Here is a 13,906-nt window from a genome sequence, read left to right as displayed (position 1 = left end):
GCGTCACCCCATCGCTTTGGCCCAGTAGTCGGCCAGGTAGCGGGTGGCGGCGTCGGTCTGCGCCTGGGTCAGGATGACCGGCTTTCCACTGATCGGTGGCAACTTCTCGTAGGCAGCGGTGTCGATCGTGCCCGCCTTCACCATTGCGTCCGCCCGCACCGGGCGTGCACCGCCGGCCAGATACAGGTTCTGCCCCTCGTCGCTGTAGAGGAACTCCTGCCACAACCGGGCCGCCGCCGGATGCGGAGCGTCCTTGTTGATCGCCTGGAAGTAATAGCCGCCCAACACCGCGTCCTGCGGCACGAACACCTTCCAGCTCGGCAGCTTCTTGGTTTCGGCGGCGTTCAGGTAGTCCCAATCGATGACCACGGGGGTCTGGCCGGACTCGATGGTCGCCGGTGTGGGATCGACCGGCAGGAAGTTGCCCGCCTGCTTGAGCCTGGTGAAGAAGTCGACCCCCGGGGCGATCTGATCGGCCGAGCCACCTTGTGACAGAGCCACCATCGCCACACCGGAGAACGCGGCGCCGGCCTGGGTCGGGTCTCCGTTGAGCGCCACCTTGCCCTTGTAGTCGGGCTTGAGCAGGTCATTGACGGTGCTCAGATCGGGGACCTTGGCGGAGTCATAACCGATCGACATGAAGCCGCCGTAGTCGTTGACCAGGGATCCGTCCACCGCCTTCATCGAGGCCGGGATGCTGTCGAAAGTCGCGACCTGGTACGGCGCGAACATCGCCTTGTTGGCCAGAGCGACCGACTGGCCGAGGTCGAACACGTCCGGTGCGGTGCTGCGGCCCTTCTGCTGAGTGGCGGCATTGATCTCATCCTGGCTGGCGGCATCGGGCTGAGCGGAGTTCACCTTGATGCCGTACTTGTCGCCGAAGGTCTTGATGATGACCCCGTAGTTGGCCCAGTCCGGCGGCAGTGCGATGACGTTGAGTTCACCCTCTTTCTTCGCCGCCGCGATCAGGCCGTCGATGCCGCCGAAGTCGGCCATCGACGTGGCCTGGCCGGCTGCCGCGCCATTGCCGGTTGTGCCGCCCTTCTTTTCCGGTGGTGCACACGCGACGGCAGTGACGAGAGCCGCGGCCGCGACAACGGAGATCAGACCTACGTTCCTCATGACCGAACCTTCTTGTGACTTCGAAGCGCTGCGGTGGCACCGCGGGGTCCGCGGCGTTTCGCGACGGTGAACGGGAATCGTCGCGACTTTTCGACCCTACCTCCGCGGTATGGTGCGGTCGTGGCATCCCGCGACCATGGCGACCCAGGTGACGCTCCCTCGGTTCCACCCCCGTTGACCGCCGTCGTCGACGCGACCCGGCCCTCGGCAGCCGAGGAGGCGCGCAGCATCGCCGCGTCCACCAATACCGCGACGCTGGCGTCGCTGACCGCCGACGGTGATCCGTGGGCCTCCTTCGTCACCTACGGACTGCTCGACGGCCAGCCAGTGCTGTGCGTGTCGAACATGGCGGAGCACGGCCGTAACCTCGCCGGCGATCCTCGGGCCAGCCTCGCGATCGTCGCGCCCACCACCGAGTCCGATCCCCTGGCCAGCGGGCGGATCACCCTGGCCGGCGTCGTCGAACGCCCGACGGGAGAGGAAGCCCGCGCGGCACGCGAGGCGCATCTGTCGGCCGTCGCGGCCGCGAAGTATTACGTCGACTACTCCGACTTCACACTCTGGGTGCTGCGCGTGCACCGGGTGCGCTGGGTGGGCGGCTACGGTCGGATGGATTCGGCGACCGCGGCGGACTATGCGGCGGCCACCGCCGACCCGGTGCGCCCGCAGGCTGCCGGCGCGATCGCGCACCTCAATGCCGATCACGCCGACTCGCTGGCGCAGATGGCGCGGGCGCTCGGCGGCTACCCCGATACGACGGCCGCGGTGTGCACCGGCATCGATCGCTACGGGCTCGATCTTCGGGTCGACACCCCGCGTGGCGCCGGGTACACCCGCGTCGGGTTCGGCGGGCCATTGTCGTCGGCCGACGAATTGCGTTCGGCGTCGGTGGAATTGGTCAGACGCGCCCGAGACGCTTAGCCGCCGAGTTCGGTGATCGCGGTGTCCAGGGCCGCGGCCTGCTCGACCAGCTCTCGATCCGACAGGTCCTCGCCGCCGGCCTGCTCGACCAGCTCCGCGCGGGTGATCACCTGGAGCGCACCGCGGTAGTCATCGGTGTCCAGTGCGGCCGGGTCGATGACCTCGATGCGCCCTTCCACCAGAACCAGCACCGCGTCGGAGTCGCCGTCGAGTAGCCGGCGAACGTCATCGCGAGTGATCATCAGGTGCCCCGTCCGGTCGTCTTCTGCAGGTCATCGATCATCTCCGAGGCCTGCGCCTTGGTCAGATCCGCGGGCACCTCAACGCCGGCTTCCTGGGCCAGGGTGCCCAGGTAGCTACGCTGTGGGCCCGTCATCGGCTCGTCGCCGGTCACCCATTCTGACCGGTCCTTCTCTGGGTTTTCCCGGGGCGCGGTGTCGTCACTCATGGCGGCTGGATCTCCTCTGCTGTCGCCCTAGCTATGCCCACCCGAGCGCACCTCTACGCGGGGAGACTCCGATTGACCGCCAACGCGAGAACCGCTGCGACCGTGAGGACCACGACGGCCAGCCGCAACCAGCCGGTGGTCGCCGGCGCGCTCACCGTCTGGTAGCCGACCTGCTGGAGCACAGCACCGTAACTCTTGTTCAACTCGCCGACGTTGGTGGCCCGGTAGCTCTGCCCGCCGGACAGTTGGGCGATCCGCTTCATCTGCGTGTCGTCCGACGGGACCGGGATGGTGTCGTCCTTGAGCGTCACCACGCCGTCCCGGGTGCCGAAGGTGATCGTGGAGACCGGCACCCCCTGGTCCTTGGCTGCCCGGGCTGCGGTGAACGCGCCGCGCGGATTGTCGGGGTTCGCCGGCTTGTTCTCACCGCCGTCGGACAGCAGCACGATCCGCGCCGGGGGTGGCGTCGCATCGCCCGCAGTGAGCACGGTGCTGACGGTCTGGATCGACTCGAGGGCGGTGAAGAGCGCCTCACCGGTGGCCGTCGAGTTGTCCGGCTGCAGCTTGTCCAATGCGGTCACAGTGGCGGCGTGATCCGGGGTCGGCGAGACCAGCAGGTTGACGTTGCCGCCGAAAGACACCAGCCCCAAATTCACACCCGGCGTCAGCTGCTGCGCGAAAGTCTTGGCAGCGTCCTGCGCGGCCCGCAGGCGAGTAGGGGCAACATCTTTGGCCTGCATGGACTGCGAGACATCGATGACCAGCATCACCACCGCCCGATTCCGCGGAATGCGTGCTTGCTGGGTCGGGCCCGCCAGCGCGACGATGAGCAGCAGCAGTGCTCCCGTTGCCAACGCAATCGGCAAGTGCCGCAAGCGGTGTGGCCGCGTCGGCGACAATCGTTGCAGGGCCGACGGAGCACCGAATTCCCTCAGGCGCCGCCGCCGTTGAACCTGCCCGGCCACGTACAGTCCGACGAGCACCGCCGGGATCGCCGCCAGCAGCAGCAGTCCGGGGTGCGCCAGTCCGGTCAACGTCAACGGGCCGAAACCGGGCAACAACCCACTCCTGTCATCGCTGTCAGCTAGTACCTGGGAAATGTGGTTAACGTGTCCTTTGTACCCGGGTTAGTTGAGAGGTGGTCCCGCCGGCGTGGAAGCTGTGAATTCGCTGTCACTTTCGGGCTTCGCATCCCCGTGGTTGTTCCTATATCTGGTGGTCGTCGTCCTCGCGGTGGCGGCCTACATCCTGGTCACCCGTGGCCGGCGCAGGCGGGTGCTGCGCTTCGCGAACATGGCACTGCTGGAGCAGGTCGCGGCCGGGCAGAAGCCGCGCCGGTGGCGCCATCTGCCCGCGGCCCTGCTCGTGGCGGCGCTGGCGTTGCTCACCACAGCGATGGCCGGCCCCACCCACGATGTGCGAATCCCCCGCAATCGTGCCGTCGTCATGCTCGTCATCGATGTCTCGGAATCGATGTCGGCCACCGACGTCGCGCCCAGCAGGATCGAGGCAGCCCGCGAGGCCGGTAAACACTTCGCCGACATGCTCACTGCGGGCATCAATCTCGGCTTGGTGAAGTTCTCGTCGGGGGCGACTCTGCTGGTCGCGCCGACAACCGACCGCGACCAGGTCAAGCAAGCGATCGGAAAGCTGGTCCCCGAACCGCGGACCGCGACAGGCGAGGGCATTTTCACTGCGCTGCAGGCGATTGCGACCACCGGCGCGGTGATGGGCGGCGGCGACGGACCACCGCCCGCCCGCATCGTACTGGAGTCCGACGGCAAGGAGACGGTGCCACCGGATCTCGATGCGCCCCGGGGTGCGTTCACCGCCGCCCAGGCAGCCAAGGAACAGGGCGTACCGATCTCGACGATCTCGTTCGGAACGCCGAACGGCGTCGTCGAGGTCGACGGCCAACCGATTCCGGTTCCCACCGACGACGCATCGCTGGCGCGGATCGCCGATCTCAGTGGGGGTCAGGCCTTTCGCGCCGAAAGCTTGGGCGAGCTCGACCGGGTGTACTCGACCCTCGACGAGCAGATCGGTTATCAGGTCGTGCGCGGCGACGCCAGCGCTGGCTGGGTTGCACTCGGCGCACTCGCGCTGGCGTTGTCAATCGGCGCGGGCATTCTGCTGAACCGCCGACTGCCCGCCTGACGCGATTCCAAGCAGATTCCCAGGAGCTGCCCAGTCGCCGGGCGGGATGCTGTTCGATCGCCGGTATACGGCCGCCCTTCCGCCGGCGCCGGGGGCGTTGGCGATCCCCCGCGAGTGGTATGGCTCACCGGGTGCGTTGGTCGGCGCAAAGGTGAACTGGCGCAACAGGGTTCGCAGCGTGACGTTCATCTCCATGTTGGCGAACGCCGCGCCGATGCAACGGCGGATTCCGCCGCCGAACGGTATCCACGAGTAATTGTCCGGCGGGTTGCCGAATGTACGTTGCCAAACGCGCCGGCGGCAACAGGTCGCAAATCGCCCACCTCACGCCGAGCGGATCGTAGATGATGCCCAGCCGTCGATGACGATCGAAAGCTAGGGGTACCCCAACGCCAGGATCATCAACAACACGCATCGGAAGCCGGCGGAGGTCGTCGGATCGCTGTGCAGCCTGTTTGTAACCCTACGAGGCGGCTCTTCCGAGTCAGTAGGAACCTTTACAGCTGGCCGGACAGACGCGGCACACGCCGCCGTATCATTCAGCGCGCGTGCGACTTTCGCGCCACCCACCCCGATCGCGTCCCCTTCTTCTGCGAGATCGCTTCCCGGCACTTCATCGAAACCCGGGTTCCACGCTGGCCTGGATCTATGACCACATCGGCGGGACCTCGCCCCGGCAGCCCGACGAGCCATGAACGAGTACTTGGCAAACCGGCCACGAGAGAGATACGGACGACACAGCTATGGTCTCGCGCAGTCCGGTTTGAGACGCGAGCATCTGGCGTTACTCTCGCCGAGTACACCCGTCAATGCCGGTCCTACTTTTCACGCCGCTAAGCCTCTGTTCGGTGGGCGTACGAATCCCGCTTCGGAGTCGGGACCTGGGCCGCGATTACGCTCAAATCTGGCTCTGCGTCTTGATGCACGGTGAAATGACCGCGTTCATGCGGCTGCTGGCACGACAAACTCAGCGCACGCCTGCGCCATCGACAGGTGGTCGGCGCTGGGCCTCGCCGCCGGTGCCGGCCATAGTCGAATCACCAAGACACGCACGCTGATCATGTCGGTCCGAGCCGTGCACCGCCTTCGGCGTGATACCAACCGCCCGCCGCCTGGGTTCCGCCATCGACACGCAACGTTTGGCCGGTGATGTAGCGGGCCATGTCCGAGGCGAGAAACACTGCTGCTGAAGCGATTTCGTCGACGTTACCGGGACGCCCCAGGGGCACGGCCCGGCCGAGCTCAGGCCGGATACCCTGCGGGGAAAGCGCCTTCAGGCCTTCGGTGATCGTGATGTCGGGCGCGATCGCGTTGACCCTGATGCCGTACGGCGCCAGCTCGAAAGCCGCCGTGCGAGTGTAGTTTTATCACGCCAGCCTTGGCCGCCGAGTACGCCGCATACTCGGGTGCGGCACGAACACCCTCGATCGAAGTCAGGGAGATCACGCTGCCTCCGCGATCGTCATTGACGAGCTGGCGGGCCACCCGCTGGGTGCACAGCAGGACGTGCCGAAGGTTGGTTCTATACAACGCATCCCAGCCGTTCTCAGTGGTATCCAGCAGCGGCGAGGCGAACACACCGCCGGCGTTGTTGACCAGAATGCTGACGGGTCCGCGCTCGGCGCGCGTGCGTTCGAGTGCGGCGTCGACCTGTTCGCTGTCGCGGACGTCGGCGACGATGCCGAGCACACCCAGCTCGTCCGCGGTCGCGGCACAGGTATCGGCATTGCGTTCCCAGATCGCCACTGTTGCGCCGAACCGGGCTAGCCCGTCGGCGATCCCGCGGCCGATGCCGGTGCCGCCGCCGGTCACAACGGCGACCCGGTCGGTGAGCAGGATGTCCGACGGCGCTAACGTCATCGGGCTAACCGGTCCGCGAGGGCGTCAGCACGTCCTCAGCGAAGCGGGCCATACCCTCGAGCGCCTCGCGGGTGCGTCGCCATGGCATGACGATCAACCGGTCTATCCCCGCGTCGGCTGCCCGCCGCACATCCGCGGGGGACTCGGCGGGCGCCGAGGTGGTGACCTCCGGCTTACCGGCGCGGCCGTGCTGGGCCCACAGCGACGACAGCTTGTCCACCGACCCGGGGATCTGATCCAGAGTGTGGTTCATCGGAATCCAGCCGGATCCGAACCGCGCCACCCGGCGCAATGCCGGCATGCCGTCGCCACCGACATGGATCGGCGGACCGCCGGGCTGAATAGGTTTGGGCTCAAAGGCGACGGCGTCGAAGTCGAAGAAACGGCCATGATGAGAGATGGTCGACTCGGTCCACAGCGCCCGGCAGACGCCTAGCGCCTCATCGACGCGGGCGCCGCGGGTAGTGAAGTCCAGCCCGGTGGCATCCCATTCCTCCCGCAACCAGCTGGCGCCAACACCGAAGTCGAAACGGCCGTTGGAGACGATGTCCAAGGTTGCTGCGGCCCGGGCAGTGACGAATGGGTGCCGCAGCCCGATGTTGTAGACGTAGGTGCCCAGCCGGATGGTGCTGGTCTGCCCGGCCAGGTAGCACAGGTAGGCGATCGCATCGAACGTCGGGGTCTGCGGCGGGATCGGTGGGTGGCTGTCACCGTGATGGGGACTGCCCGACATCTCGGCCGGTAACACTAGGTGTTCGGGTATCCACACCGATTCGTACCCCAGCTCCTCGGCCCGCACCGTCAGGTCACGCCACAGCCCGGGGTGCACACCAGCAAGCGGAATCCCAAACTTCACAATGCGAATGTTATGCAACGGCGGGGACTTTGAACGCGTAACTCAGAATTTCGAGAGCATGATTCGCGCGGTCGCCTCCGCACCGTGTGACATCGCGGCTGAGAATCGGTGATTTCCTGCGATGGTGTTCTGATCCCAGCGATCCAGCTAGGTCGATGGCCGGTAATGCCGGGTCGCCGCGACCGGAAGGACGACAGGCTCGCTAGTTATTCGTCGTATTGACAATGTTGCCGCTCAACCGAGATTGGTTGCCGCCCTGGTCGCAAGCCTCGTGTCCCAAGAAACAGACACCTGAAATTCGTCGGCTAACGAGCATATCCCTACAAGCACGCGGTAGTGATACCACCTGCACGCCAATGTGATTGAATGAAGATCAATACAGTAACGCTCACCGGCCGGCTCAAACGGCTAGCTCGGAGACCCGGCTCGAGGCAAGACAAAGGTGTTGTCGGCGTGAAACGAAATTCTCTGCAGCACTCGAATCGGTGATAGGCGAAGGGGGAGGCCGGTCGACTGGCGAGGGATTGAGAAGCCGCCGGTTCACCGTGTCGTTGAGGGATGAAGGGAACGTGAGAAGCTGTGACTTCATCAGCATCAGTGGTGGGGTCCGGGCGCAGTACTGCAACCCGCGAAGCGGTAATGAACGCCGCCGAGCAATTGTTCGCCCGCCATGGCGTCCGGCCGGTATCGAACCGCCAAATCGCTCGCTTTGCCGGGCTGCGCAACAACGCCGCCGCCGCTTACTACTTCCCATCGCGCCTCGATCTCGTGCGCGAAATCGACGTCCGGCATGTCGAAGAGGTGGAACGTAAGCTGCGAGGAAATCTGGCGGACGTGGGGGACGTTGGGGGACTTGATGATTGGCTGGCCTGCCTGGTTGGGGCCGTCGTTGGACATCTGAGCGACCTGGGAGCGCATAGTTGTTATGCGCGCTTTGTTGCCAAGGCGATGTCGGAGCCGGTTTATCAGGACGTTCTGATGGAAGACGCATTGAGTTCGACGTCGATGCGAACAGTGATCGCCCGCATCAAGCTCGCATTGGCTTACCTGCCCGATGGGGTACGAGCGCACCGCGCACTCATGAACCGAATGCTGTTGCTGCAAACGCTTGCCGAACATGAACTCATACTGGCGGGCGCGGGCAGCGATGTGACGTACCAGTGGATCACGCTGGGCCACAACCTCGTTGACGCCATGATCGGCGTCTGGCAGGCACCTGTATCACCGGAATCCTCTCATTAGTCCCATTTTTTTCCGGTGAGTGTCCGCCAGACCGTTGGATGGGCTTGGGAACCGACCGACGATGCGGAACAACTCGTTTGTTAGCTATCCCGCTATCAGGCCCACCGTCTTCGCGCGTCTTCGCGGTGTCTGGAGCGACGGCCATGCCGCGGCGCGGCGGCATTGGAAGCAAAGGAGTTTTGGACTTGGCAATCCACAAAGTAGCGCGCTGGGAAACCACCTGATGCTGACAGACCGACCACTGGGCGACCACCGGCTGGAGGCGGGGCGGGACAGCGCTGTTAGCCCTTGCGTACAAACGTCGGCATTGCGTCCCAGCCTCGCACGGTGGATGTCGCGGACAGGACTGCGTTGTCCATATCCAACTCCCACTCCGGGTAACGCTTGAGGATCTCCTCCATGGCCACCCGCCCTTCCAAGCGGGCAAGGGCTGAGCCGAGGCAGTAGTGGACTCCGACGGCATAGCCCAGGTGCTGGCGTGCTTCACGATGAATGTTGAACACGTCTCCGTTGGGGGGGAACTGGCGATCGTCTCGGCAGGCGGCTCCAATCAACAGCATCATGATGCTGCCTTCGCGCACCGTCTGGCCGTACAGTTCGACGTCTCGGGTGACATACCGCGCCATATGAGGTGCGGGTGGCTCGAAGCGCACCAGCTCCTCCAGTGCCTGAGGGATCAGTGCCGGGTTTTCCACAAGGTCTCGGCGCTGATCAGGATGTTCGGCCAAAACCTTTGCCGCCCAGCCGATTAAGCGAGTGGTGGTTTCACTGCCGGCGCCCGACACGATGTGTACGAACGTCAGGAGCTCTTCCTTCGAAAGGCGTCGGCGCACGCCATGTTCGTCGGTGAACTCAACATTGAGGAGCTCGGTGATGATGTCGTCCGACGGATGTGTCACCCGCCAGTCGATGTACTCGGCATAAACGTCTTCAACGTTCCACTTCTGAGTCGACACGTCCATTGGCTGGCCCGCTTCGGTGCGAATCGCATCGTTCCACTGCTCTCGAAGCGCGTCCTGATCGCCTTCGGGAATACCGAGCAGCATTCCGATCACCCTCATCGGCATCTGCGCGCCCAGATCGTTGACGAAGTCGAAGCGGCCGGTACCTGCGACCGCATCGAGGCAGCGAACCGTATAGTCACGAATCTGCGGCTCCAACGCTTTGATCTTGCGGGGAGTGAACATCCTGGAGAGCAGACTGCGGTGGATATCATGCACCGGCGGATCCTCAAAGACGATGGCGCACGGCGGAATTGGCATCTCAGCCCTGATGATCTCGAGGAAGGCGCCCCGCGACGACGTATACGTCTCGTAATCGATGAGGCCTTGGTTGACATCCTCGAATCGACTCAGGGCATAGAAGTCGTGCTGCTCGTTGTAGTACAGCGGTGCTTCTTCGCGAAGCCGCCGGTACATCGGGTACGGATCAGCATTGAGCTCTACGTCGTACGGGTCAAAGTAGATGTCTCTGTCCGCGCCAATGGTCACGATCGCGCCTTTCGAAATGATGGTTGGAGGACGCGAGTCGTCGCCGCGCCGATCAGCACATGTTAAGCATCTGCTTAACACACCAGCGGAAGGGGCGTCAAGGCGAACCGGGTTCCTCTCCGGGAAAACGGCAGGTGCCGAGATCAATCCGTGCTCGCTCTCGCGCCTTCACAACGATGGCACGAAACGCAACATCGGCCCTTTTTGCCGGCGTACATGGCTGGTTCGGGGAACATTAACCGTTCGCGCCCTTGAGAATCGCCGATTCGTCGCGGTATCGTTAAGCACTTGCTTAAAGTATCGGTCAGCGGAGGCGAGTCGCTGCGGCGCGAATTCAGAGGGAGATGCGGTTGACCTCGACTGCCCACTGGCTGAGCTTGTCGGGCCGTTGGAAATCGGCGCCACAGTGGAGTTCGACCGCCCACTCTGCGGGTTGGAGGCGCCCATCGACCCGCGGGGCCGGGAAACTCTGCGACGCTCGTCGCTCTCTCGACACAAGGACATAGCTGTCTCGACAACATAGGAAGTGGGAAACATATGGCGACAGCCGAGAAGTTCCGCTACGACGGCAAGCATGCGCTGGTCGTCGGGGGGGCGACAGGGATGGGGGCGGCCGCGGCCAAAGCCGCCGCAGAACTCGGCGCCGAAGTCACGGTGCTGGACCATGCCCCCGTGGGTTTCGAGGTTCACCACACGGGGCGGGTGGATCTGCGTGATCCAGAATCGATCGATGCCGCCGTGGCGGCGCTCGAACGACCGGTCGATGCACTGTTCGCGGCCGCCGGTGTCGCCGATGGCCCAGACGTCATGAAAATCAACTTCATCGGTCATCGACATCTCATCGATCGTCTGCGCGAGCGTGGCTCGTTCAACCGCGGCGCCGCAATCTGTTTCATCTCGTCGGTCGGCGGAATCGGTTGGGAGAGTGACCTCGAACGCCTCAACGATTTCTTGGCCACACCGAGCTTTGAGACTGCGGTCAAGTGGATTTCCGAACATGACAACGACACGGGAAGCATCAACAGCTACCCGTTCAGCAAGCAGGCATTGAACACTTACGTGGCTGCGCAGGCATACCCCTTCATCAAGGAGGGGATCCGGATCAATGCCATCTGTCCTGGCCCGACTGACACGCCGCTCAGCCAGGCCAACGCAGACCTATGGCTGAGCTTTGGGGAGGATTATCGCCAGGACACTGGGCTCGATATCCACACCCCTGAGCAGATGGCCGACGTGATGGTCTTCCTCAACAGTGCAGCTGCCTCTGCGATCAGCGGAGTAAACGTCCTCGTCGATCACGGACATGTGATGTCCTCGCGGGCAGGCGCTTTCGCTCCCGGCAAGCCGATCGTCGACTTCCTGATGCACATGGAACTGTGACGATTCCGCCCACGCAGCCGTCCCACATCCGCTTTTCCTGCGGACCAGGTGATGGACCGGTGACCCAGACTCGAAAGGACCTCCGATGAACAAGAACGACATGATCCTGATCAGCGTGGACGACCATATTGTCGAGCCGCCCGACATGTTCGCCAACCACCTGCCCAAAAAGTATCAACACGATGCGCCTCGTCTGGTTCACAATCCCGACGGCTCGGATACGTGGCAGTTCCGCGACATCGTTATCCCGAACGTCGCGCTCAACGCGGTCGCCGGCCGGCCGAAGGAGGAGTACGGGCTGGAGCCGCAGGGTCTCGATGAGATCCGGCCCGGCTGCTACAACGTCGATGAGCGGGTGAAGGACATGAACGCCGGGGGCATCCTGGGATCGATGTGCTTCCCGTCGTTCCCGGGGTTCGCCGGCCGGCTGTTCGCCACCGAGGATCCGGAGTTCTCCCTGGCGTTGGTGCAGGCCTACAACGACTGGCATGTCGAGGAATGGTGCGGGGCCTATCCGGCCCGGTTCATCCCGATGACGCTGCCGGTGATCTGGGACCCGGTCGCGTGTGCCGCCGAGATCCGCCGCAACGCCGCCCGCGGCGTGCATTCGCTGACGTTCTCCGAAAACCCCGCCGCCATGGGCTATCCCAGCTTCCACGACTTCGATCACTGGAAGCCGATGTGGGACGCCCTGGTCGACACCGACACCGTGCTCAACGTGCACATCGGGTCCTCGGGTCGGATGGCGATCACCGCGCCCGACGCGCCTGTCGACGTGATGATCACCCTGCAGCCGATGAACATCGTCCAAGCCGCCGCCGATCTGTTGTGGTCACGGCCGATCAAGGAGTACCCCGACCTCAAGATCGCCCTGAGTGAGGGCGGCACCGGGTGGATCCCGTACTTTCTCGAACGCCTGGATCGCACCTACGAGATGCACTCGACCTGGACCGGGCAGGACTTCAAGGGCAAGAAACCCTCGGAGGTGTTCCGCGATCACTTCCTGACCTGCTTCATCGCCGATCCAGTCGGTGTGGCGATGCGGCGCGATATCGGACTTGACAACATCTGTTGGGAAGCCGACTACCCGCACAGCGACTCGATGTGGCCTGGCGCTCCCGAACAGCTGGATGAGGTGCTGACCGAGCACAAGGTGCCCGATGACGAGATCAACAAGATGACCTACCAGAACGCGATGCGCTGGTACCACTGGGACCCATTCACTCACATCTCCAAGGAGCAGGCCACCATCGGCGCGCTGCGCAAGGCTGCCGAAGACCACGATGTTTCCATCCAGGCGCTCTCCCGCCGCGAGAAAGCCACGGTGAGTTTTGCTGAACTACAAGCCAAGGCCAAAGCGGCTTCCGGTGTTGGTGATGACTGAATCAACCTTGGTTCCGTTCACGTGCGTGCGGGTAACGCCCCGGCGCACGTGAACGGCGCGGGCAGACAACTCGGACATCGCACGGGCCCGGCTCACACTGGCTTGCGGGTCTGATGGTTGTGCGGACGTTCAGACGGTGTAGTCGTTGGCTTTGACATAGCCACCGGCGTCGATCCGCAGTTGCATACCGGTGACGAACCGGGCTTCGTCCGACGCCAAGTAAGCCACCGCGCTGCTGACGTCGGCCGGCGCGACGTGCGGCACCGGCATTGCGTGCAAAACGTTGAACATCGGCTCGGCGTCGTCACGGGTGGGGTGGTTGAGGTCGGGGCGAAAGGCCCGATACATGGTGTCGTTCTGCAGCATTGGAGTATCACAATTTGTGGGATGCACGATGTTGACGCGGATGCTTCGCGGAGCGAGCTGACGCGCTAGCTCGTGAACATATTGGGCAAGAAGACGTTTGGCCAGAATGTAGGCACTATGGCCCAGGTCTACGCCTGGGCTGTTGTTGTTCATCGACGCAACGAGCGCCGACAAGGATCCGATGGCGATGATGGAAGCGCCCGGTTCCAAAAACGTGAGCGTGGCGTGAATGGTGTTCAGCGCCCCGGTGAGATTGATGTCCAGCACATCAGCCCAGGCGTCGAGCGGAGGATTGCCGGCGAGGCCAAGCACTCCCGCATTGGCGACCACGATGTGCAGGCCACCAAATTCACCAACGCCCGCCGCGACGGCGTTTCGCAGGGCGTCGGCATCTCGGACATCGACTTGGGTTGCGATGATGCGACGTCCGGTCTTCTCAACAAGGCGCACGGTTTCCTGCAGATCGTGGCTTCCCGGCATTTCATAACGCAGGGAGGGGATTTCCGAGCACAGGTCGATCGCGATGATGTGGGCGCCTTCCTCGGCCAGCCGCACTGCGTGAGCGCGTCCTTGGCCTCGGGCCGCGCCCGTCACGAACGCGACCTTTCCCTCGAGTCTGGTCATGTTCAGTCTCCCAACGCATCAGGCTCTCGGCGCCTTTGAAGGCTTACCGCCGTCGC

12 protein-coding genes and 2 pseudogenes are annotated in these 13,906 nt (G+C 64.0%); 5 read left to right on the top strand and 9 right to left on the bottom strand.

What is annotated here, in order from left to right; genetic code table 11:
* Positions 1-3: 3 nt before the first annotated feature.
* Positions 4-1,122, bottom strand: coding sequence for an ABC transporter substrate-binding protein (locus AB431_RS00905; protein WP_047328356.1), 1,119 nt, complete (start codon positions 1,120-1,122; stop codon positions 4-6).
* A 120-nt stretch (positions 1,123-1,242) separates the two neighbouring features.
* On the opposite strand from AB431_RS00905, the gene AB431_RS00900 reads away from it, so the two are divergent.
* Positions 1,243-2,043, top strand: a complete 801-nt coding sequence (locus AB431_RS00900; protein WP_047328355.1) for a HugZ family protein — start codon at positions 1,243-1,245, stop codon at positions 2,041-2,043.
* Here AB431_RS00900 and AB431_RS00895 read toward each other — a convergent pair.
* From AB431_RS00895 to AB431_RS00885, 3 genes are read right to left on the bottom strand one after another with little or no spacing between them, the layout of a single operon-like run.
* Positions 2,040-2,285: a hypothetical protein gene (locus AB431_RS00895; RefSeq protein ID WP_369802959.1), complete on the bottom strand. Its 246-nt coding sequence runs from the start codon at positions 2,283-2,285 to the stop codon at positions 2,040-2,042. The two genes, AB431_RS00900 and AB431_RS00895, sit on opposite strands and share 4 nt — an antisense overlap.
* Positions 2,285-2,491 carry a DUF3072 domain-containing protein gene (locus AB431_RS00890; protein ID WP_047328353.1) on the bottom strand — a complete coding sequence of 69 codons (207 nt, stop codon included), beginning with the start codon at positions 2,489-2,491 and terminating at the stop codon, positions 2,285-2,287. The genes AB431_RS00895 and AB431_RS00890 overlap by 1 nt, the downstream gene beginning before the upstream one ends.
* Before the next feature lie 53 nt (positions 2,492-2,544).
* On the bottom strand, positions 2,545-3,549 hold the full coding sequence (locus AB431_RS00885) for a VWA domain-containing protein (protein WP_235435796.1): 1,005 nt from the start codon (positions 3,547-3,549) through the stop codon (positions 2,545-2,547).
* Positions 3,550-3,643: 94 nt separating this feature from the next.
* Between AB431_RS00885 and AB431_RS00880 the strand changes: the two genes are divergently transcribed.
* A complete protein-coding gene (locus tag AB431_RS00880) occupies positions 3,644-4,648 on the top strand; it encodes a VWA domain-containing protein (RefSeq protein WP_200902681.1) in 1,005 nt (334 codons plus the stop codon).
* Here AB431_RS00880 and AB431_RS29735 read toward each other — a convergent pair.
* From AB431_RS29735 to AB431_RS00865, 3 genes and pseudogenes are all read right to left on the bottom strand, one after another.
* Positions 4,604-4,915, bottom strand: a pseudogene (locus tag AB431_RS29735) (cytochrome P450); the annotation flags it as partial. The gene AB431_RS00880 and the pseudogene AB431_RS29735 sit on opposite strands and share 45 nt — an antisense overlap.
* A gap of 791 nt (positions 4,916-5,706) precedes the next feature.
* Positions 5,707-6,508, bottom strand: a pseudogene (locus AB431_RS00870) (SDR family NAD(P)-dependent oxidoreductase).
* A gap of 4 nt (positions 6,509-6,512) precedes the next feature.
* A complete protein-coding gene (locus AB431_RS00865; RefSeq protein ID WP_047328350.1) occupies positions 6,513-7,364 on the bottom strand; it encodes a TIGR03619 family F420-dependent LLM class oxidoreductase in 852 nt (283 codons plus the stop codon).
* Positions 7,365-8,003: 639 nt separating this feature from the next.
* Here AB431_RS00865 and AB431_RS29730 point away from each other — a divergent pair.
* A complete protein-coding gene (locus AB431_RS29730) occupies positions 8,004-8,606 on the top strand; it encodes a TetR/AcrR family transcriptional regulator (protein ID WP_082135499.1) in 603 nt (200 codons plus the stop codon).
* Positions 8,607-8,887: 281 nt separating this feature from the next.
* On the opposite strand, the gene AB431_RS00855 is transcribed toward AB431_RS29730, so the two are convergent.
* Positions 8,888-10,096, bottom strand: coding sequence for a cytochrome P450 (locus tag AB431_RS00855; protein ID WP_047328348.1), 1,209 nt, complete (start codon positions 10,094-10,096; stop codon positions 8,888-8,890).
* Between the two features lie 537 nt (positions 10,097-10,633).
* Between AB431_RS00855 and AB431_RS00850 the strand changes: the two genes are divergently transcribed.
* A complete protein-coding gene (locus tag AB431_RS00850) occupies positions 10,634-11,476 on the top strand; it encodes an SDR family oxidoreductase (protein ID WP_047328347.1) in 843 nt (280 codons plus the stop codon).
* An 85-nt stretch (positions 11,477-11,561) separates the two neighbouring features.
* The gene (locus tag AB431_RS00845) at positions 11,562-12,860 is read left to right on the top strand and encodes an amidohydrolase family protein (protein WP_047328346.1); all 1,299 of its coding nucleotides are present in this window, start codon (positions 11,562-11,564) and stop codon (positions 12,858-12,860) included.
* A 129-nt stretch (positions 12,861-12,989) separates the two neighbouring features.
* Here AB431_RS00845 and AB431_RS00840 read toward each other — a convergent pair whose 3' ends face one another.
* Positions 12,990-13,850, bottom strand: coding sequence for a mycofactocin-coupled SDR family oxidoreductase (locus AB431_RS00840; RefSeq protein WP_047328345.1), 861 nt, complete (start codon positions 13,848-13,850; stop codon positions 12,990-12,992).
* Positions 13,851-13,906: the final 56 nt, after the last annotated feature.

Origin of the sequence: Mycobacterium sp. EPa45 (genome assembly GCF_001021385.1) — a bacterium.
Taxonomy (GTDB): domain Bacteria; phylum Actinomycetota; class Actinomycetes; order Mycobacteriales; family Mycobacteriaceae; genus Mycobacterium.
This window is presented reverse-complemented; position numbering and strand designations above follow the sequence as displayed.